Source organism: Streptomyces sp. NPDC058001 (assembly GCF_042886315.1).
Lineage (GTDB): Bacteria > Actinomycetota > Actinomycetes > Streptomycetales > Streptomycetaceae > Streptomyces.
On the sequence record NZ_JBHVQT010000001.1, the window covers coordinates 110,720 to 130,587 of the forward strand.

Genomic DNA, 19,868 nt, shown 5'->3' on the forward strand with positions numbered 1-19,868 from the left:
CAACGAGGCTAGCCCGACAAGGCTCTGGCGTATGCGCCCCGTACCTGTAGGACCCCACTGCACGTCGTCGATGATCTCGTCGCTGTGCCGTTGGTGCATTGGCGGTCCCTGAAGGTGGACCAGGAGGAGAGCCAGGCGAGGTTCTTCTTCTCGGCGAAGGCGCGGAAGTGGGTCGCGTCGGCGAGGGTGAAGGTCTCGCCCGCCACGTCGTTGACGCCGAGCATGACCGTCACCGCCAGGCGCTGCCACGCGTCCGGCTCCGACAGGCCGAACACGGAGCCGAGTTGGGCCTGGGCCGCGGTCGCCGCCGTGATGGCGTAGTCGCCCATGTCGCCGGTGTAGGACGTGCCGTAGTTCATCGCCAGCACATTGACCGTCGCGATTTTCACACCGTGGTCGTTGGCGGATTCGAGCAGCGCGACTCCGTCCGGGTCGAGACCGGTCGGCAGGACGGGCAGGGTGAACGAGACCTTCAGATCGCGCCGTTTCTGCAACTGCGCGATGGCCTCCAGGCGCCGCGCGAGCGAGGTCGTGTCGGTGAGATTCGTGCCCTCGATGTCGAAGTCGGCCTCGGTGGCGTCGGCGTTGTCCAGCGCGCGGGCGTAGGCGTCGGCGAGCGCGGACGCGCTGTCGCAGGCCAGCGCCAGTTCGGTGCCGTCCGCGCCGCCGAACGACACCCGTACCGCACGCCCAGGCGCCGTCAGTTCGCGGATGCGGTGCGACACGGCCGGGTCGTCCACGGCGGCGGTGCCGCCCCACTGGGGCGTACAACTGGCCATGTCCGCCACGACGAAGGCCAGGTTGTACGCGGCGGGGGAGCCCGCCGTGTCCGTGTCGGCGGCGGTCGTGGCGCTGACGTAAGGGGTGTACGGCGGTCCGGTGGCCGCCGCGGAGGCGGACGCCGCGTGGGACGCGGAGGGCGCGGGCGCCGACCCTGACGTCCAGGGCGACGAGCATCCCGTCATGGCCAACGCGCCGGCGCAGACGAGTCCGGCGGCCGATTTCAGAAGAGCGGCCGATTTCACAAGAGTCCGCACCGTGCTGTCATCCGTTCCCGTGTGGTCCCTTTTCCTGCCATAGAACGGAAATGTCTCACATCCGGGCGGAGGCCGAGGCTGCTGACCTGAGCCGCCCTGCCACAATGGGGGAGTGACCCGCGCATCCCTGGACAAGCAGCCGCACGAAGTCGCCTCGATGTTCGACGACGTGGCGGAACGGTACGACCTGACCAACGACGTGCTGTCGCTCGGCCAGGACCGAGTGTGGCGGAAGGCGGTCGCTAAGGCCGTCGACGCCCGGCCCGCGCAGAAGGTCCTCGACCTGGCCGCCGGGACCGCCACCTCGTCGCTGCCCTTCGCGCAGACCGGCGCCTATGTCGTGCCGTGCGACTTCTCCCTCGGCATGCTCCAGGTCGGCAAAGGACGGCACCCCTGGCTGCCGTTCACCGCGGGCGACGCGACCAAACTGCCGTTCAAGGACGACACCTTCGACGCCGTGACCATCTCCTTCGGGCTGCGCAATGTGCAGGACACGGACACCGCGCTGCGGGAGCTGTACCGGGTCACGCGGCCCGGCGGACGGGTCGTGATCTGCGAGTTCTCGCATCCGACCTGGGCCCCCTTCCGTACGGTCTACACCGAGTACCTGATGCGCGCCCTGCCCCCGACGGCCCGCGCGGTCTCGTCCAACCCCGACGCGTACGTCTATCTCGCCGAGTCCATCCGCGCCTGGCCCGACCAGCCCGCGCTCGCCGCCCGGCTGGTGAAGGCGGGCTGGTCGAAGGTGGCGTACCGGAATCTGACCGGCGGGATCGTGGCGCTGCACCGGGGGTTCAAGGAGGCGTGAGGCAGCTTTACGGGGGCGTGAGGCGGGTTCACGGAGGGGTGAGGTCGTCCGTCCGGGGTTGAGTCGCGGGCGGCATCTCCACAGAACTTCCTTGAACGGAACCCTGCTTGACGGGAACCGGTCACGCGGATGTGGTGTCCGATGACTACGTGACGTCGTACTGCCCGCACTGCGGGTCACCCTCGCCGGACGAAGCCCGCTTCTGTATGCGCTGCGGGCGTGAGCGGGTGCCGACGGTGCCGGACGGGGCGCCTCCGGTGCCGGGTGCCGCGCCTCCTGTGAGTCCGCCTCGTATGAGTCCGCCCGGTATGAGTCCGCCCGCCGGGCCGCCGCCGCCCGTCTACGTTCCCGGTCCCGCCCCCGGTCCCGCCCGGCCCTCGCCCGTCGGGGCCTTCCTCGGGCGGACGTTCCGGGGGGACTGGGCCGGTGCCGCGCAGGCCGCGCTCTGGCCCGTGGGGCTGCTGGTGCTCGCGGCGCTCACCATCGCCGTCCCGTCGTACGGGCAGGGCGACGACGTCCTCGTCGGATTCGCCGACCGCACACGGATCACGCTCGCGATGCTGCTCCAGGGACTCGGCGGGGGCTTCTCCTTCCGCGCGAGCGGGAGCGGGGTCTTCGGAGACTCGCCGGGCGGCGCCTACGGGGACGGCTACGGTGACGGTTTCGGGCGCGGGGCCGGTGCTGCCGCCGGGGACGGCGTCTCCTTCTCGATGGTCCCGCTGGCCGTGACGGCCCTGTGGCTCCTCGCGCTGTACATCGGCGTACGGGTGCTGCGGACCCGGACCCTCGCGCGCCGCCCGTACGGTGTCCCGATCGGCGTGCCGAGCGGTCCCGGGCGCACGGAGGGGTTCGAAGCCGCCGTCCGGGTCGCCGTGACGGTGACCGTCGCCGTCCTGGTCCTCGCCCTGTTCGCGCAGCCCACGGTCGCCGGCGTGGAGTTCTCGTCGGCGCCGGTGCTCGCCGCGCTCGGCGCCCTGCTGCTCTCACTCGCCGTCGCCTGCGGTGTCCTGTGCGGCGTCGACCTCGGTCACTGGCTCGCCGCCCGCCCCGGCGTCCACGCGCTGGTACGGGCCACCGGCACCGCGCTGCGGGCGCTCGGCGTGGTCCTGGTGCTCTGCTCGGTCGTCGCGTTCGTCGTCGTCGCCGCCCAGGACGACGACGTGTCGAGCGTGTCGTCCGACCTCGACGGCAGCGGGGTCCCACCGTTCGCCGTCGCGCTCCTCATCCTGCCGAATCTGGCCGTCGGACTGCTCGGACTGTCGTGGGGCGCCCCCGTGGAGGCCGAGGCACGCGGCGGCTCGCTGTCGGGCGGCGGTGGCTACGAGCACGAGTCGTTCGGGCTCTCCGACCTGGGTGACGCGTGGGGTGCCTGGGCCGTGGTGGGCGCGCTGGCGCTCGGCGCGATCTGCGTACTCACCCTCGGCGTACTGGCCGCGCGCCGCTCTGCCGATCTGCGGGAACGGGTACTCGCCGGGGCCGTTTTCCTGGGCCTGTTCCTGCTGCTCGCCGGGGTCGGTGGGCTGGGTGTCGAGACCTCCGAGTCGGCGGGGCTGCTCGGCGTCGGCGGTGGCAGCGGCACGTTCCACTTGGGCACGAGCGTGCCGGACGCGCTGTTGTTCGGGGTGCTGTGGGTCGGGGGCGGGGTGCTCCTGGGGCCGTTGGTGGCGGGGCGGGTGGGGCGTGCGGGGTATGTGGGGCATACGGGGGAGTGGGGTGGCGGGGCCCACGCGGGGACTGGGGTGCTGGTGATACCGCCGGCCAGTCCGGTGCCGCCGAGTACTCCGGTGTCGCCGAGTACTCCGGTACCGCCCGCTGGTCCGGTGCCGCCTGGGACTTCGCCGGTGCCTGGGGCTGAGGTGCCACCCGGAACGCCCGTCCCGCCCGGAACCCCCGCGCCGCCCACACCCCCCGATTCCGATCCCGCCCACCCGGCCACGGCCCCCTCCCTCTCGACCGGCACTCCAGTGCCGCCCACGTCCACGCCCCCGCCCCCGACCCCGGCCTTCATGCCGGTGCCTCCCCCCGACGGTTCCCCACCCCCGTACGCCCTCCATCCCGTCCACCTGGCCGCCGGAACCCCGGACTCCGGGTCGTCCCGCCGTACCCGTACCGGGATCTGGGCCGCGACCATCGCCGGGGCGCTCCTCGTCGGGGGCGGTGCCGCCGCCGGGGTGCTCGTGTGGCAGGACCGGGGCAGCGACGATCCCAAGCCCAAGCCGAAGCCCGAGGAGACCTACAGCGCTGAGTTGTCGCAGGATCCGACCGGTACCGAGCGGCAACCGGCCGACGTCACCGAGGAGTTGACCACGGCCCCGACCGATTCCACCGACAGCGGGGACACCGCCACCGGAACCGACGCCGCTCCCGACGGGTATCACCAGGTCACCGACCCCCTCGGCTTCTCCTTCGCCGTGCCGGACGTCTGGAGCCGCCGGGGCGTGAAGAACGGCAGCCAGGTCACGTACGCCGGGTCGACCGGCCTGGAGAGTTTCACCGTCGGCGTCATCCCCGACGCGGGCTACTCCTCGTACGACAACTTCCTGAAGATGGAAGCGATCGCCAAGAAGAACAAGACCGACTACCGGCGTCTCGAACTGTCGAAGAACAGCTTCCAGGGGCGCGCGGGCGCGGTCTGGGAGTACACCTACACCGACGAGGCCGGACAGACCATCCACGGCAAGGACCAGGGATACGTGGCCGCGAACGGCACCGAGTACGCGATCCTTCTCAGCGGCCACGACGATCTGTGGGAGAGCGATCTGGCCACCACGCTCCGCGTCGCGCTGGACTCCTGGCGGCTCACGGACCCGTCCTGAGCGGCTCGAACTCGCCGGGCGGCGTGCCGGTCTCGTCGATCTCGCGGCGCAGCCCGCCCGACGGCGGGGCCGGAACGCGCGGCTCACGGACGCCCGCGCCGCCGTCGCCCTCGTCGGGACCGAGTTCGAACCACACGGTCACCACCGCGCCGCGCGGCACCTCGGTGTCGGGCGGCGGGTACTGGCGTACGACGTAGTCGACGACAACGCGTCGGAAGTCCGGGCGGTCGGGCGCGGCGAGCAGCACACCCCGCGCCGCGGCGGTCTCCCGCGCGTCCATCGCCATGAGGCCGACGAACCGCGGTACCCGCACTTCCGGTGTTTTGGGTGTAAAGCGCACGGACTCACCCCCAGCGGTACCGGAAAGGGTAGCTCTCCGCACCGGTCCGCCGGAACCGCCGCGACGTCCGGTGCGCGGGCCACCACGCCCCGTACCCCAGTAGCTCCCCGATACCTATGTGCGCCTCACAGCTCCAGTCGATAGCAGTGGCCGATCCGCGCCGACGTCGGTGTCGTGAACGTCTCCGCCAGGTCCATGCCCAGCCGCTGTGTCACCGCGATGGACCGTTCGTTGCGCGCGTCGACCATCGCCACGACACCGCGGACGCCCGCCGCCCGTAGCCGCTCCAGGGTCGCGTGCGCCGCCGCCGTCACATAGCCCTGCCCCCAGTACGCGCGGCCGAGCCGCCAGCCGATCTCGATCTCGCCCACGGGGCCCCAGGCGTGCGGCCACGGCTGCGCGCCGGTGAATCCGATGACCTCACCGCCGTTCGCCCCGTTCGTTCCTGCCTCATCTCCCCCCTCGCCGAGCATCGTCCAGAAGCAGAAGCCGTGTTCGGCGTCGTGCCGGCGCTGGCGTGCCGTCAACTCCTCGTACACCGAAAGCTCCGCGGACCTGCCGCCATGGAACTCCATCACGTCGGGGTCGTCGAAGACGCGGTGCCAGGCGAAAGCGTCCTCGTCGGTGGGGACTCGTAGCTGTACGGCGGGGAGTGCTCGGCTCACAGGGCAGCCCTTCAGCTCGTTGATCAGTACCGCCTCATAGACTGCACACGTCCAGTGCCATCGGCACGCTGATTACGAGTCTTTACGAGTCCTGGGGGAGAACCCGCCGTGACCGAGCCCCTCTCCGAACCCTTCTCCGAGCCCTCCTCCGAACCCCTTTCCGAGCCTCGCGTCTCCGAGTCGCGCGTCTCCGAACACCGGGCGGATGTGATCGTCGTCGGAGCCGGGCCGGCCGGATCGACGACCGCGTACTACCTCGCCAAGGCCGGCCTGGACGTACTGCTTCTGGAGAAGACCGCCTTCCCCCGCGAGAAGGTGTGCGGGGACGGCCTCACGCCACGCGCCACCAAACAGCTCGTCGCCATGGGCATCGACATCTCCGAAGAGGCCGGCTGGCTGCGCAACAAGGGCCTGCGGATCATCGGCGGCGGTGTCCGCCTCCAGCTCGACTGGCCCGATCTCGCGTCCTTCCCGGACTACGGACTCGTCCGCAAGCGCGACGACTTCGACGAGCAGCTCGCCCGCCAGGCCCAGAAGGCGGGCGCCCGGCTCCACGAGCGGTGCAATGTCGGCGCCCCGATCGTCGACGAGCGCACCGGCCGGATCACCGGCGTCCACGCCAAGCTCGGCGAGGAGAAGACGCCCGCCACCTTCCACGCCCCGCTGGTCGTCGCGGCCGACGGCAACTCCACGCGGCTGTCCCTCCAGATGGGCCTGCACCGTCGCGAGGACCGCCCGATGGGCGTCGCGGTCCGTACGTACTTCACCTCGCCCCGGCACGAGGACGACTACCTGGAGTCCTGGCTTGAGCTGTGGGACCGGCGCGGCCCGCAGGACCGGCTGCTGCCCGGGTACGGCTGGATCTTCGGCATGGGCGACGGCACCTCCAACGTCGGGCTCGGCGTCCTCAACACCTCCGCCGCGTTCAAGGAACTCGACTGGCGCGAGGTCCTCAAGGCGTGGTGCGCCTCGATGCCCGAGGAGTGGGGCTACACCGAGGAGAACATGACCGGGCCGATCCGCGGCGCCGCGCTCCCCATGGCCTTCAACCGGCAGCCGCACTACACCAAGGGCCTGCTCCTCGTCGGTGACGCGGGCGGCCTGGTGAACCCCTTCAACGGCGAAGGCATCGCATACGCGATGGAATCGGGGCAGATCGCCGCCGATGTCATCGTGCAGGCCCACGCTCGCGCGACCCCCGCACAGCGCGAACTCGCCCTGCACCGCTACCCCAAGGTCCTCAAGGACACCTATGGCGGCTACTACACGCTGGGCCGCGCCTTTGTGAAGCTCATCGGCAACCCGAAGGTCATGAAGCTCGCCGCCGAGCGCGGCCTGACCCACCCCATGCTGATGCGCTTCACCCTGAAGATGCTGGCCAACCTGACGGACCCGACGGGCGGCGACGCCAGCGACCGCATCATCAACGGCCTCAGCAAGGTGGCGCCGAAGGCGTGACCCGTCGCCCGTGAGGCGTGACCCGGTCGCTCCGCTCCAGAGGCGTGACCCGGTCGCCCTTCGCGGGCGCCGACGCCGTGAGGACGCCTGAGGACGCCGAGGGCCGTCCCTCCCACTCGGGAAGGACGGCCCTCGGCTCTGTTCCGGGCGTCTTTGTTCTGCTTTGTTCCGCGCGTCAGAGGACGCGGATGGCACCGCTCGCCGGGTAACCCGACAGGTTCTGTATGACCACGCCCTTGCCGGGGTTGGCCGCGTCGAGGTACTGGCCGTTCCCGATGTACACACCCGTGTGGTACGCGGATCCGGCGCCGCCCCAGTAGAGGATGTCGCCGACCTGGAGGTTGGACGTACCGACCTGCGTACCCGCCGTCGACTGCTGCTGCGAGGTGCGCGGCAGGCTCACTCCGGCCTGCTGGAACGCGGCCTGGACGAGGCCGGAGCAGTCCCAGGAGTTCGGTCCGGTGCCACCCATGACGTACGCGTCACCGAGCTGCGCCTTCAGGAAGCTGATGACGGCCGAGACGCTGCCGCTGGAGGGGACGGAGACCTGGCTGCCCGTCGAGGCGGACGGAGCCGCGGAGGCGCTGAGCGTGGTGCGCGAGGCGGTCCGCGACGCGCGCTCCTGGGCGGCCTTGCGCTCCGCCTCGGCCTTGGCCTTCTTCTTGGCCTCCGCCTTGCGTTCGGCGTCCGCAAGGTCCTTCTTGGCCTGCTTCGCGGCTTTCGCGGTGGCCGCGTCCTGCTCGGCCTGGACCTCGTAGGAGACCGCGGCGAGCTGCGTGGCGCTCGCGGACTGGGCTACCTGGATGGCCAGATCGGCGGTGAGCGTGGGCAGTTCGATGGTCTCGGTCACGGGCTCGGCGGCGGTCGCCGGCCCGGCCGCACCGGCCACTGCCAGGGTGCTGAGGACGCCACCGGCAACTCCGGCGCGCAGTGCGAGCTTCGAGCCACTGCGGCGGGGCTTCCGGTGGCTGGGTATGTGAGCGGTGTGGGACATGAGACAACGGGTATCAGGGGGTCGCCGTTACCTTCAAGGTACGTGTGCTGCGCCACAGTTGGCTCACAGGGTGGCTGAATCCCAGGCGTGTCACTCCTTATTGACGCCGTAACGGGCAATGCGGACACGGGCGATCATGCCTGTGATCATGGGCTTTCTGAATTTCGCCCGAATTGCCCCGCACCTACCACCCGTTGACACCGATGGCCAAGCCCCACATGTCCACGATCTTCACCAATGTGGCACAGGTCACGGAACGGTCTCACGATGAACTGCGTCTTTGTTGGGTTCCTCGGTGAGGGTGAACCTGATGGGGCGACCGATTCGGCCGGGTTCGATCTGGTGCGGCCGGGTTCGACCGGATGTGGCAGGTCGCTCGTGAACGCGTGCACGCATGCGTGCGTGTCGTCCGTGCGTGCCGTCCGGTCTCTCCGGTCCCGCCCGCCGTCCAAGGCTGTCCACGTCCGTCCCCCCGACTCCCCCCGACGTGTGAACGGACTCCTCTATCAGGGCCACGCGTCCAGCGCCAATTTGCCTCCGCCTCTCGCCCCTTGATAGTGCGAAACGTCATCTACCAGGGGTAATGGGGGAAGTTGTCGCGTCTGGTGACCGCTCGGGCGCTTCGCGTACGAGCGCCGCAGGCCCCCAAAGTCCATGATCAGAGGCCGGGTGGTGGAGATCACAAGGACGATCAAGGACCCCGTGTCGCAGATCACAGACCCGCAGGCATAGGATGCACGGCAGTTGGGCTTGTGACCTGCTTCACATGAGCACGATCTTCAGGGCCGAGATGATCCACGAGATGGTCGAGGCCCGTGGGATCCATGGGATGTGTGAGGCGGGTGAGTTCAACCCGCCGTAGCAGTCAGTGCCGACTGAGAGGAGCGAGGAGCGGTGAACGCGTATGCGCCCATCCTCGTACTGGGAGCCCTCGGGGCAGGCTTTGCGATCTTCTCCGTGGTCATGGCCACGCTAATCGGTCCAAAGCGTTACAACCGGGCCAAACTAGAGGCGTACGAGTGCGGTATCGAGCCGACGCCGACACCGGCCGGCGGCGGACGATTCCCGATCAAGTACTACCTGACGGCGATGCTCTTCATCGTCTTCGACATCGAGATCGTCTTTCTGTACCCCTGGGCGGTCACCTTCGACGCCCTGGGGCTTTTCGGGCTCGTGGAGATGCTGCTCTTCGTGCTCACCGTCTTTGTCGCATACGCGTATGTATGGCGGCGCGGCGGCCTGGAATGGGACTGAGAACCCGCGAGGGATAGAGGGGTCTAGGGGCCACCAATGGGACTCGAAGAGAAGCTGCCGAGCGGTTTTCTGCTGACCACCGTCGAACAGGCCGCGGGCTGGGTGCGCAAGTCATCCGTCTTCCCGGCCACCTTCGGCCTGGCCTGCTGTGCCATCGAGATGATGACGACCGGCGCGGGTCGCTACGACCTCGCGCGGTTCGGCATGGAGGTCTTCCGCGGTTCACCGCGCCAGGCCGACCTGATGATCGTGGCCGGCCGTGTCAGCCAGAAGATGGCGCCCGTGCTGCGGCAGGTGTACGACCAGATGCCGAACCCGAAGTGGGTCATCTCCATGGGCGTCTGCGCCTCGTCGGGCGGCATGTTCAACAACTACGCGATCGTCCAGGGCGTCGACCACATCGTCCCCGTCGACATCTACCTCCCGGGCTGCCCGCCACGGCCCGAGATGCTGATCGACGCGATCCTCAAGCTGCACCAGAAGATCCAGACCTCGAAGCTCGGGGTGAACGCCGAGGAGGCGGCCCGCGAGGCGGAGGAAGCGGCGCTCAAGGCGCTTCCCACCATCGAGATGAAGGGGCTGCTGCGGTGACTGAGCAGAACGGTGTGAACCCCGACAAGGACATCAACGCCGAGAACCTCCCCGGTCAGCGGGGCGACCACGGCGAGGAGATCCGCGTCCAGCGCGGCATGTTCGGCGCCGACAAGGGCGGCGACACCTCCGGCTACGGCGGACTCGTCCGCTCCATCCGGCTCCCCGGCGCCGCGACCCGCCCCTACGGAGGCTGGTTCGACGAGGTCGCCGACGAGCTGGAGGGCGCCCTGGAGGAACAGGGCCTCGTCCCCGAGAACGCCCTGGTGAAGACGGTCGTCGACCGCGACGAGATCACCTTCCACGTCGAACGTGACTACCTCGTCCGGGTCGCCCAGACCCTCCGCGACGACCCGGCGCTCCGCTTCGAGCTGTGCACCGGTGTCAGCGGTGTGCACTACCCCGGTGACAAGGGCCGCGAGCTGCACGCCGTCTACCACCTGCGCTCGATCACCCACAACCGGCTGATCCGCCTGGAGGTCTCCGCCCCCGACGCCGACCCGCACGTCCCCTCACTGGTCCTCGTCTACCCGACGAACGACTGGCACGAGCGCGAGACGTACGACTTCTTCGGCATCGTGTTCGACGGCCACCCCGCGCTGACGCGGATCATGATGCCGGACGACTGGCAGGGCTTCCCGCAGCGCAAGGACTACCCCCTCGGCGGCATCCCCGTCGAATACAAGGGCGCCCAGATCCCGGCTCCGGACCAGCGGAGGTCGTACTCCTGATGACTACTCCATCTGCATCGTCACGCGAGACGACCGAGGGGACCGTCTACACGGTCACCGGCGGCGACTGGGACGAGGTCGTCCAGTCCGCCGCCAAGGCCGACGACGAGCGCATCATCGTCAACATGGGCCCCCAGCACCCCTCCACCCACGGAGTGCTCCGCCTCATCCTGGAGATCGACGGCGAGACGGTCACCGAGGCCCGCTGCGGCATCGGCTATCTGCACACCGGCATCGAGAAGAACCTCGAATACCGTACGTGGACACAGGGCACCACCTTTGTGACGCGCATGGACTACCTGACGCCGTTCTTCAACGAGACCGCCTACTGTCTCGCCGTCGAGAAACTCCTCGGCATCGAGGACGAGATCCCCGACCGCGCGACGATCATCCGGGTGCTCCTCATGGAGCTGAACCGGATGTCCTCGCACCTCGTCGCCATCGCCACCGGCGGTATGGAACTCGGCGCCACCACGATCATGATCTACGGCTTCCGTGATCGTGAACTCATTCTCGACATCTTCGAACTGATCACCGGCCTGCGCATGAACCACGCGTACATCCGGCCCGGCGGAATCGCCCAGGACCTGCCGTCCGGTGCGGTGGACCAGCTCCGCGAGTTCATCAAGAAGATGCGCAAGAACCTTCCCGAGTACGACAAGCTCGCCACCGGGAACCCCATCTTCAAGGCCCGTATGCAGGACATCGGCCATCTCGACCTGGCCGGCTGCATGGCCCTCGGCGCCACCGGCCCCATCCTGCGCTCCGCGGGCCTCCCGCACGACCTGCGCAAGGCCCAGCCGTACTGCGGCTACGAGACATACGACTTCGACATCCCCACCGCGGACACCTGCGACTCCTACGGCCGCTTCCTGATCCGCCTGGAGGAGATGCGGCAGTCGCTGCGGATCGTCGAACAGTGCCTGGACCGCCTGGAGCCCGGCTCGGTCATGGTCGCCGACAAGAAGATCGCCTGGCCCGCGCAGCTCGCCCTGGGCCCGGACGGACTCGGCAACTCCCTCGACCACATCAAGAAGATCATGGGCACCTCGATGGAGGCCCTGATCCACCACTTCAAGCTGGTCACCGAGGGCTTCCGCGTCCCCGCCGGACAGGTCTACACCGCCGTCGAGTCCCCCAAGGGCGAACTCGGCGTGCACGTCGTGTCCGACGGCGGCACCCGCCCCTTCCGGGTCCACTATCGCGACCCGTCCTTCACCAACCTTCAGGCCATGGCAGCGATGTGCGAGGGCGGCCAGGTCGCCGACGTCATCGTCGCCGTGGCGTCCATCGACCCCGTGATGGGAGGCGTTGACCGGTGACAGCCACACCTGCTCATGAGGTGAGCCTGGGCATGCCCCAGCTGCCCGCACCCGACTACCCGGCCGACGTCCACGCCCGGCTCACGGCGGACGCCAAGGAGGTCATCGCCCGCTACCCGGACTCCCGGTCCGCGCTGCTGCCGCTGCTCCACCTCGTCCAGTCCGAGGAAGGTCATGTCACGCGCACCGGCATGAAGTTCTGCGCGGACATCCTCGACCTGACCACCGCCGAGGTCACCGCGGTCGTCACCTTCTACACCATGTACCGGCGCAAGCCGAGCGGTGACTACCAGGTCGGCGTCTGCACCAACACGCTCTGCGCGGTGATGGGCGGCGACGCCATCTTCGCCACCCTCCAGGAGCACCTCGGCGTCGGCAACGGCGAGACCACCGACGACGGCAAGGTCACCCTCGAACACATCGAGTGCAACGCGGCCTGCGACTTCGCGCCCGTCGTGATGGTCAACTGGGAGTTCTTCGACAACCAGACCCCCGATTCCGCGAAGCGCCTCGTCGACGACCTGCGCGCGGGAGAGACCGTCCGGCCCACGCGCGGCGCCCCCCTGTGCACCTTCAAGGAGACCGCCCGGATCCTGGCCGGTTTCCCCGACGAGCGCCCCGGAGCCGTCGAGGCGACCGGCGGCGCCGGCCCCGCCTCGCTCACCGGGCTCCGCCTGGCCAGGGGCGAAGGCGTCACCCCGCGGGTGGTCCACCCCCGCGCCGGTACCCCCGAGGACCGCGCACCCGAAGACCGGCCGCAACCCGGGTCCGAGCACCTCAGCTCGCACGACGCACCGCAGAACACCTCGGCGTCCGACCCGTCCCACCCCGCGGGTCCGGTATCCGAGGAGGGGGAGTGATGACATTGGCAGCCGAGCTGAACGACACGGACCCGGAGAAGGTCCTGGCACCCGTCCTCTCCGCCTTCTGGGACGAGGAGAAGTCCTGGTCGATGGACGTCTACCGACGCCACGACGGGTACGAGGGACTGCGCAAGGCACTCGCCATGTCGCCGGACGACCTCATCGCCTACGTCAAGGAATCCGGCCTGCGCGGGCGCGGCGGGGCGGGATTCCCCACGGGCATGAAGTGGCAGTTCATCCCGCAGGGAGACGGCAAGCCTCACTATCTTGTTGTCAACGCCGACGAATCGGAGCCCGGGACCTGCAAGGACATCCCGCTCCTCTTCGCGAACCCGCACAGCCTCATCGAGGGCATCGTGATCGCCTGTTACGCGATCCGTTCGGAACACGCGTTCATCTATCTGCGCGGTGAAGTCGTCCCCGTGCTGCGCAGGGTGCACGAGGCTGTCCGTGAGGCGTATGAGGCGGGCTACCTCGGCAAGAACATCCTGGGCAGCGGACTCGACCTGGAACTCACCGTGCACGCGGGCGCGGGCGCGTACATCTGTGGTGAGGAGACCGCGCTGCTCGACTCGCTCGAAGGCCGCCGCGGTCAGCCGCGACTCCGTCCCCCCTTCCCTGCCGTCGCCGGCCTCTACGCCTGCCCCACTGTTGTGAATAACGTGGAGTCGATCGCGTCGGTTCCCGCGATTCTGCACAAGGGAAAAGACTGGTTCAGGTCGATGGGCAGCGAGAAGTCCCCGGGCTTCACGCTGTACTCGCTCAGCGGCCATGTCGCGAGCCCCGGCCAGTACGAGGGACCGCTCGGCATCACGCTGCGCCAACTCCTCGACATGAGCGGCGGGATGCGCCCCGGGCACCGGTTGAAGTTCTGGACCCCCGGCGGCTCGTCGACGCCGATGTTCACCGACGAACACCTCGACGTCCCGCTGGACTACGAGGGCGTGGGCGCCGCCGGTTCCATGCTCGGCACCAAGGCGCTCCAGTGCTTCGACGAGACGACCTGTGTCGTACGGGCCGTCACCCGGTGGACCGAGTTCTACGCCCACGAGTCCTGCGGCAAGTGCACCCCCTGCCGTGAAGGCACGTACTGGCTCGTGCAGTTGCTGCGGGACATCGAGGCCGGCAAGGGCACCATGAGCGACCTCGACAAGCTGAACGACATCGCCGACAACATCAACGGCAAGTCGTTCTGCGCGCTCGGTGACGGAGCCGCCGCCCCGATCTTCTCCTCGCTGAAGTACTTCCGTGACGAGTACGAGCAGCACATCACCGGCCGGGCGTGCCCCTTCGACCCCGCACGGTCGACCGCCTGGGCCGCCGGCCCCATCGACACCACGGAGGTGAACGCATGACGGTCACCACTAGCGCTCCCTCCGGGGGCGGCGAGGCGGCGCCCCCGCCCGAGGACCTCGTGTCCCTGACGATCGACGGCATCGAGATCAGCGTGCCCAAGGGCACCCTGGTCATCCGGGCCGCCGAACTCCTCGGCATCGAGATCCCCCGGTTCTGCGACCACCCGCTCCTCGACCCGGCCGGCGCCTGCCGTCAGTGCATCGTCGAGGTCGAGGGCCAGCGCAAGCCGATGGCGTCCTGCACGATCACGTGCACCGACGGCATGGTCGTCAAGTCCCAGATCACCTCGCCCGTCGCCGAGAAGGCACAGCGCGGTGTGATGGAACTGCTGCTGATCAACCACCCGCTGGACTGCCCGGTCTGCGACAAGGGCGGCGAGTGCCCGCTGCAGAACCAGGCCATGTCGGTCGGCGCCCCGGACACCCGCTTCGACGGCAAGAAGCGCACGTACGAGAAGCCCGTACCGATCTCCACGCAGGTGCTCCTCGACCGTGAGCGGTGCGTGCTGTGCGCCCGCTGCACCCGGTTCAGCAACCAGATTGCGGGCGACCCGATGATCGAGCTGATCGAGCGGGGCGCGCTCCAGCAGGTCGGCACCGGCGAGGGCGACCCCTTCGAGTCGTACTTCTCCGGGAACACCATCCAGATCTGTCCGGTCGGCGCGCTCACCTCGGCGGCCTACCGGTTCCGCTCACGCCCCTTCGACCTGGTGTCGTCGCCCAGTGTGTGCGAGCACTGCTCCGGCGGCTGCGCGTCCCGCACCGACCACCGGCGCGGCAAGGTCATGCGCCGCCTCGCGGCCAACGACCCCCAGGTCAACGAGGAGTGGATGTGCGACAAGGGCCGCTTCGGCTTCCGGTACGCACAGAAGCCCGACCGCCTCACCCAGCCCCTGGTACGCAACGCGGACACGGGTGAGCTGGAGCCCGCGAGCTGGCCCGAGGCGCTGGACGCGGCGGCCCGCGGACTCGCCGGGGCGAGGGGCCGCACCGGTGTTCTGACCGGTGGCCGGCTCACCGTCGAGGACGCCTACGCGTACAGCAAGTTCGCGCGCGTGGCGCTCGACACCAACGACATCGACTTCCGCGCGCGCGTGCACAGCAGCGAGGAAGCCGACTTCCTGGCCGCCCGCGTGGCGGGCCGGGGCCACGACCTCGACGGCACGGGCGTCACGTACGACAAGCTGGAGGGCGCGTCCGCCGTCCTGCTCGTCGGCCTGGAGGCCGAGGAGGAGGCACCCGGTGTCTTCCTGCGGCTGCGCAAGGCGTGGCGTGCCCACGGACAGCGCACGTTCTCCCTCGCGACCTACGCCACCCGCGGTCTGGAGAAGGCCGGCGGCACGCTGCTGCCCGCCGCGCCCGGCACCGAGACCGAGTGGCTGGACGCCCTCGCGGGCGGTGTCGGACTCGACGGGGACGGGGCGCGTGCCGCCGAGGCCCTGCGCGCCGAGGGCGCCGTCATCGTCGTCGGTGAGCGCCTGGCCGCCGTGCCGGGCGGCCTCACCGCCGCCGTACGGACCGCGACCGCGACCGGTGCCCGGCTGGTGTGGATCCCGCGCCGCGCCGGTGACCGGGGCGCCGTCGAGGCGGGCGCCCTGCCGTCGCTGCTGCCCGGCGGACGCCCGGCCACCGACCCGCGCGCGCGGGTCGAGACCGCCGCCGCCTGGGGCATCGCCGAACTCCCGCTCCGCTACGGCCGCGACACCGGCCAGATCGTCGAGGCCGCCGCGACCGGTGAACTCGGCGCCCTGCTCGTCGCGGGCGTCGAGGTCGCCGACCTGCCGGACCCGGTACGCGCGCGTGGCGCATTCGACGCGGTCGGCTTCCTCGTGTCCCTGGAGCTGCGCCCGAGCGAGGTCACCCGGCGTGCCGACGTGGTCCTCCCGGTGGCCGCGGTCGCCGAGAAGGCGGGCACCTTCCTCAACTGGGAAGGCCGCGCCCGCACCTTCGAGGCCGCGCTCAAGCCGGAACAGATGGTCCGCCGGCTGGCGCCCACCGACGCGCGCGTGCTCCAGATGATCGCCGACGCGATGGACGTGCACCTGGGCCTGCCCGACCTGCGCACCCTGCGCGGCGAACTGGACCGGCTCGGCGCGTGGGACGGGCCCCTGGCCACCGACCCGCTGGAGACCACGACGCCGCCGCCGCGCCCCGCCGCGGGGGAGGCCGTGCTCGCCGGACACCGGCTGCTGCTCGACCAGGGCCTCCTTCAGCAGGGCGACGACGCGCTCGCCGGGACCCGGCACGCTGCCGTCGCCCGCCTGTCGGCGACCACGGCGGCCGAAGTCGGCGTCAAAAGCGGTGACGTTCTCGCCGTCTCCGGATCCGCGGGCAGCACCGAACTGCCTTTGCTGGTGACGGAGATGCCCGACCGCGTGGTCTGGCTCCCGCTGAACTCCACCGGGGGAGGCGTCGCCTCCGACACGGGCGCGCGCCCCGGTGAACTCGTCCGTATCGGACCGGCCGTGGCGCCGGTGTCACAGGAGGTCACGGAGGTGACGTCATGACGCCGGACACGGTGACTTCGCTCGCCCTGGAGAACCTGTCGATGTTCGGCCGCGACCCCTGGTGGCTCGTGGCAGTCAAGGCGGTGTTCTGTTTCGCCTTCCTGATGGTGACCGTGCTGTTCTCCATCGTGTGGGAACGCAAGGTCGTCGCCTGGATGCAGCTGCGCATCGGCCCGAACCGGCACGGCCCCTGGGGCATGCTCCAGTCGCTCGCCGACGGCATCAAGCTGATGCTCAAGGAAGACCTGGTCGTCAAGCGCGCGGACAAGGCGGTCTACATCCTCGCCCCCGTCGTCGCCGCGATCCCCGCCTTCATGGCGATCGCCGTGATCCCGTTCGGGCCCGCGGACAACCAGGTCTCGATCTTCGGCCAGCGCACCACGATGCAGCTCACCGACCTGCCGATCGCGATGCTGTACATCCTCGCGGTCGCCTCCGTCGGCATCTACGGCATCGTGCTCGCGGGGTGGAGTTCCGGATCCACGTACCCGCTGCTCGGCGGTTTGCGCTCCGCGGCGCAGATGATCTCGTACGAGATCGCGATGGGCGCCGCCTTCGCGTCGGTGTTCCTGTACTCCGGTTCGATGTCGACGTCGACCATCGTGGAGGCGCAGGCGGACCGCTGGTACGTACTGCTGCTGCCGGTGTCGTTCGTGATCTACATCGTGACGATGGTCGGCGAGACCAACCGCGCGCCCTTCGACATGCCGGAGTCCGAGGGCGACCTCGTCGGCGGCTTCAACACCGAGTACTCCTCGATCAAGTTCGCGCTGTTCATGCTCGCCGAGTACGTGAACATGGTGACGGTGTCGGCGGTGTCGGTGACCCTCTTCCTGGGCGGCTGGCGGGCCCCGTGGCCGATCAGCACCTTCTGGGAGGGCGCCAACGTCGGCTGGTGGCCGATGCTCTGGTTCGTGATCAAGGTGCAGCTGCTTCTGTTCTTCTTCATCTGGCTGCGCGGCACCCTGCCCCGCGTCCGCTACGACCAGTTGATGAAGCTGGGCTGGAAGGTCCTCATCCCGGTCTCGGTCGTGTGGCTGATGCTGGTGGCGACCGTGCGGACCCTGCGCAACGAGAACTACGACTTCGCCGAGATCGCGCTCTATGTCGGCGGCGGAATCCTCGCCCTGCTGCTGCTCTCGTTCGTCGTGGACATCTTCCGCGACAAGGGCCGCGGCCAGGCGGCGTCCGGTGCGGAGCCGGTCGACAAACCCACCGGCTTCGACCCGATGGCGGGCGGATTCCCCGTGCCGCCCCTGCCCGGACAGACTCTTCCCCCGGTGCCGCGGCGACGCCCGCGCCGGGAGCGGGAGCTGATTGTCAGTGGTGGGTCGGATACTGCGAGTGACGGTGCAGATGGAAAGGAGGCGTCCGATGACTGAGCGATCCAGGGAGCCCAGCGAGTCCAGCGAGTCCAGGGATACCGCACAGGGGTTCCAGAATCCCGTGGCCGGCTTCGGCGTGACCTTCAAGGCCATGTTCAAGAAGCGGCTGACCGAGCAGTATCCGGAGCAGCCGAAGACGACCGCGCCGCGGTTCCATGGCCGGCACCAGCTCAACCGCCATCCGGACGGTCTGGAGAAGTGCGTCGGCTGCGAGCTGTGCGCCTGGGCCTGCCCCGCCGACGCCATCTATGTGGAGGGCGCCGACAACACCGACGAGGAGCGCTACTCGCCGGGCGAGCGGTACGGCCGGGTGTATCAGATCAACTACGCCCGCTGCATCCTGTGCGGCCTGTGCATCGAGGCGTGCCCCACGCGCGCGTTGACGATGACGAACGAGTTCGAACTGGCCGACAGCAGCCGCGAGAACCTGATCTACACCAAGGAGCAGCTGCTCGCCGGCCTCGAAGAGGGCATGGTCGACACGCCGCACGCGATCTTCCCGGGCACCGACGAGCAGGACTACTACAACCTGCTGGTCACGCACGCCGCCCCGGGCACCACCCAGCAGGTCGCCGTCTCCAAGGGCGAGGGGCCCGACGCGGACACCGGCAAGGGGGAGCAGGCATGAATCAGCTCGCCGCCTACTCCACCTCCACCGGCGAGGCGTTCCAGTTCTGGATCCTCGGCTCGGTCGCCCTGATCGGCGCGGTGTGCACGGTGTTCATGAAGCGGGCCGTGCACAGCGCCCTCTGTCTCGCCGCGACGATGATCGTCCTGGCGATCTTCTACCTCGCCAACGGCGCCTATTTCCTGGGCATCGTCCAGATCGTCGTCTACACCGGCGCGATCATGATGCTGTTCCTCTTCGTCGTCATGCTCGTCGGTGTCTCCGCGGCGGACTCGCTGAAGGAGACCATCAAGGGACAGCGCTGGCTGGCCCTGGTGTGCGGCCTCGGCTTCGGCGTCCTCCTGATCGCCGGGATCGGCAACGCGTCGATCACCCAGTCCACGGGCCTGACAAAGGCGAACGCCAACGGCAACGTGGAGGGCCTGGCCGCCCTCATCTTCACCAAGTACGTCTTCGCCTTCGAAATCACCGGCGCCCTGCTCATCACGGCGGCGGTCGGCGCGATGGTGCTCACGCACCGCGAGCGCACCGAGCGCGCGAAGACCCAGCGCGAGCTGGCCGAGGAGCGCGTACGCGAGGGCAAGCAACTGCCGCCGCTGCCCGCCCCGGGTGTCTACGCCCGGCACAACGCCGTCGACATCGCCGGACTCCTCCCGGACGGCACCCCGTCCGAGCTGACCGTCAACCAGACGCTGCGCGCGCGGGGCCAGATCCGCGATGTGTCGGCCGAGGCCATCGACGACCTGAAGGCGCTCGAACAACGCTCCGAGGATCGTCTGGAGCGGACGCGCCCCGAGGAGGCGTCGAAGTGAATCCGGTCAACTACCTCTATCTCGCCGCCCTGTTGTTCACGATCGGTGCCACCGGCGTGCTCATCAGGCGGAACGCGATCGTGGTCTTCATGTGCATCGAGCTGATGCTCAATGCCTGCAATCTCGCGTTCGTCGCCTTCTCGCGCATGCACGGCAATCTCGACGGGCAGATCATCGCGTTCTTCACGATGGTCGTCGCCGCCGCGGAGGTCGTGGTCGGGCTCGCGATCATCGTGTCGCTGTTCCGTTCCCGCCACTCGGCCTCGGTCGACGACGCCGACCTGATGAAGCTGTAAGGGGTC

18 protein-coding genes and 1 pseudogene are annotated in these 19,868 nt (G+C 69.4%); 15 read left to right on the forward strand and 4 right to left on the reverse strand.

What is annotated here, in order from left to right; translation table 11 throughout:
• Positions 1-8 precede the first annotated feature (8 nt).
• Positions 9-965: a chitinase gene (locus ACFVT5_RS00540; protein ID WP_389880944.1), complete on the reverse strand. Its 957-nt coding sequence runs from the start codon at positions 963-965 to the stop codon at positions 9-11.
• A 184-nt stretch (positions 966-1,149) separates the two neighbouring features.
• Between ACFVT5_RS00540 and ACFVT5_RS00545 the strand changes: the two genes are divergently transcribed.
• The 3 genes and pseudogenes from ACFVT5_RS00545 (at position 1,150) to ACFVT5_RS00555 (ending at position 4,661) form a co-directional block, all read left to right on the forward strand.
• Positions 1,150-1,845: a demethylmenaquinone methyltransferase gene (locus ACFVT5_RS00545; RefSeq protein ID WP_389879914.1), complete on the forward strand. Its 696-nt coding sequence runs from the start codon at positions 1,150-1,152 to the stop codon at positions 1,843-1,845.
• A 149-nt stretch (positions 1,846-1,994) separates the two neighbouring features.
• Positions 1,995-2,063 (forward strand): annotated as a pseudogene (locus tag ACFVT5_RS00550) (zinc-ribbon domain-containing protein); the annotation flags it as partial.
• A 90-nt stretch (positions 2,064-2,153) separates the two neighbouring features.
• The gene (locus tag ACFVT5_RS00555; protein ID WP_389881027.1) at positions 2,154-4,661 is read left to right on the forward strand and encodes a hypothetical protein; all 2,508 of its coding nucleotides are present in this window, start codon (positions 2,154-2,156) and stop codon (positions 4,659-4,661) included.
• Here the strand turns inward: ACFVT5_RS00555 and ACFVT5_RS00560 are convergent.
• On the reverse strand, positions 4,645-5,001 hold the full coding sequence (locus ACFVT5_RS00560) for a PASTA domain-containing protein (RefSeq protein ID WP_389879916.1): 357 nt from the start codon (positions 4,999-5,001) through the stop codon (positions 4,645-4,647). The two genes, ACFVT5_RS00555 and ACFVT5_RS00560, sit on opposite strands and share 17 nt — an antisense overlap.
• Positions 5,002-5,126: 125 nt before the next feature.
• Positions 5,127-5,666, reverse strand: coding sequence for a GNAT family N-acetyltransferase (locus ACFVT5_RS00565; protein WP_389879919.1), 540 nt, complete (start codon positions 5,664-5,666; stop codon positions 5,127-5,129).
• Positions 5,667-5,873: 207 nt separating this feature from the next.
• Here ACFVT5_RS00565 and ACFVT5_RS00570 point away from each other — a divergent pair, with 207 nt between their 5' ends.
• The gene (locus ACFVT5_RS00570; RefSeq protein ID WP_389880947.1) at positions 5,874-7,124 is read left to right on the forward strand and encodes a geranylgeranyl reductase family protein; all 1,251 of its coding nucleotides are present in this window, start codon (positions 5,874-5,876) and stop codon (positions 7,122-7,124) included.
• A gap of 175 nt (positions 7,125-7,299) precedes the next feature.
• Here the strand turns inward: ACFVT5_RS00570 and ACFVT5_RS00575 are convergent, their stop codons facing one another.
• On the reverse strand, positions 7,300-8,118 hold the full coding sequence (locus ACFVT5_RS00575) for a C40 family peptidase (protein WP_389879921.1): 819 nt from the start codon (positions 8,116-8,118) through the stop codon (positions 7,300-7,302).
• Between the two features lie 894 nt (positions 8,119-9,012).
• Here ACFVT5_RS00575 and ACFVT5_RS00580 point away from each other — a divergent pair.
• From ACFVT5_RS00580 to nuoK, 11 genes are read left to right on the forward strand one after another with little or no spacing between them, the layout of a single operon-like run.
• Complete coding sequence (locus ACFVT5_RS00580) at positions 9,013-9,372, forward strand: NADH-quinone oxidoreductase subunit A (protein WP_030494815.1); 360 nt, start codon at positions 9,013-9,015, stop codon at positions 9,370-9,372.
• A gap of 36 nt (positions 9,373-9,408) precedes the next feature.
• Positions 9,409-9,963, forward strand: a complete 555-nt coding sequence (locus ACFVT5_RS00585) for an NADH-quinone oxidoreductase subunit B family protein (RefSeq protein ID WP_301983200.1) — start codon at positions 9,409-9,411, stop codon at positions 9,961-9,963.
• The gene (locus ACFVT5_RS00590) at positions 9,960-10,694 is read left to right on the forward strand and encodes an NADH-quinone oxidoreductase subunit C (protein ID WP_389879923.1); all 735 of its coding nucleotides are present in this window, start codon (positions 9,960-9,962) and stop codon (positions 10,692-10,694) included. Before ACFVT5_RS00585 ends, ACFVT5_RS00590 begins: the two co-directional genes overlap by 4 nt.
• A complete protein-coding gene (locus ACFVT5_RS00595; protein WP_389879925.1) occupies positions 10,694-12,016 on the forward strand; it encodes an NADH-quinone oxidoreductase subunit D in 1,323 nt (440 codons plus the stop codon). The genes ACFVT5_RS00590 and ACFVT5_RS00595 overlap by 1 nt, the downstream gene beginning before the upstream one ends.
• Before the next feature lie 32 nt (positions 12,017-12,048).
• Positions 12,049-12,876, forward strand: a complete 828-nt coding sequence (gene nuoE / locus ACFVT5_RS00600; protein WP_389879927.1) for an NADH-quinone oxidoreductase subunit NuoE — start codon at positions 12,049-12,051, stop codon at positions 12,874-12,876.
• Positions 12,873-14,234, forward strand: coding sequence for an NADH-quinone oxidoreductase subunit NuoF (gene nuoF / locus ACFVT5_RS00605; RefSeq protein ID WP_389879929.1), 1,362 nt, complete (start codon positions 12,873-12,875; stop codon positions 14,232-14,234). Before nuoE ends, nuoF begins: the two co-directional genes overlap by 4 nt.
• Positions 14,231-16,741 (forward strand): NADH-quinone oxidoreductase subunit G, encoded by a 2,511-nt coding sequence (locus ACFVT5_RS00610; protein ID WP_389879931.1) that lies wholly within the window; start codon positions 14,231-14,233, stop codon positions 16,739-16,741. Before nuoF ends, ACFVT5_RS00610 begins: the two co-directional genes overlap by 4 nt.
• Positions 16,738-18,123 carry an NADH-quinone oxidoreductase subunit NuoH gene (gene nuoH, locus ACFVT5_RS00615; protein ID WP_389879932.1) on the forward strand — a complete coding sequence of 462 codons (1,386 nt, stop codon included), beginning with the start codon at positions 16,738-16,740 and terminating at the stop codon, positions 18,121-18,123. Before ACFVT5_RS00610 ends, nuoH begins: the two co-directional genes overlap by 4 nt.
• Positions 18,116-18,754 carry an NADH-quinone oxidoreductase subunit NuoI gene (nuoI, locus tag ACFVT5_RS00620; RefSeq protein WP_389879934.1) on the forward strand — a complete coding sequence of 213 codons (639 nt, stop codon included), beginning with the start codon at positions 18,116-18,118 and terminating at the stop codon, positions 18,752-18,754. The genes nuoH and nuoI overlap by 8 nt, the downstream gene beginning before the upstream one ends.
• Complete coding sequence (locus ACFVT5_RS00625; RefSeq protein WP_389879936.1) at positions 18,751-19,566, forward strand: NADH-quinone oxidoreductase subunit J; 816 nt, start codon at positions 18,751-18,753, stop codon at positions 19,564-19,566. Before nuoI ends, ACFVT5_RS00625 begins: the two co-directional genes overlap by 4 nt.
• On the forward strand, positions 19,563-19,862 hold the full coding sequence (gene nuoK, locus ACFVT5_RS00630) for an NADH-quinone oxidoreductase subunit NuoK (RefSeq protein ID WP_389879939.1): 300 nt from the start codon (positions 19,563-19,565) through the stop codon (positions 19,860-19,862). Before ACFVT5_RS00625 ends, nuoK begins: the two co-directional genes overlap by 4 nt.
• Positions 19,863-19,868: the final 6 nt, after the last annotated feature.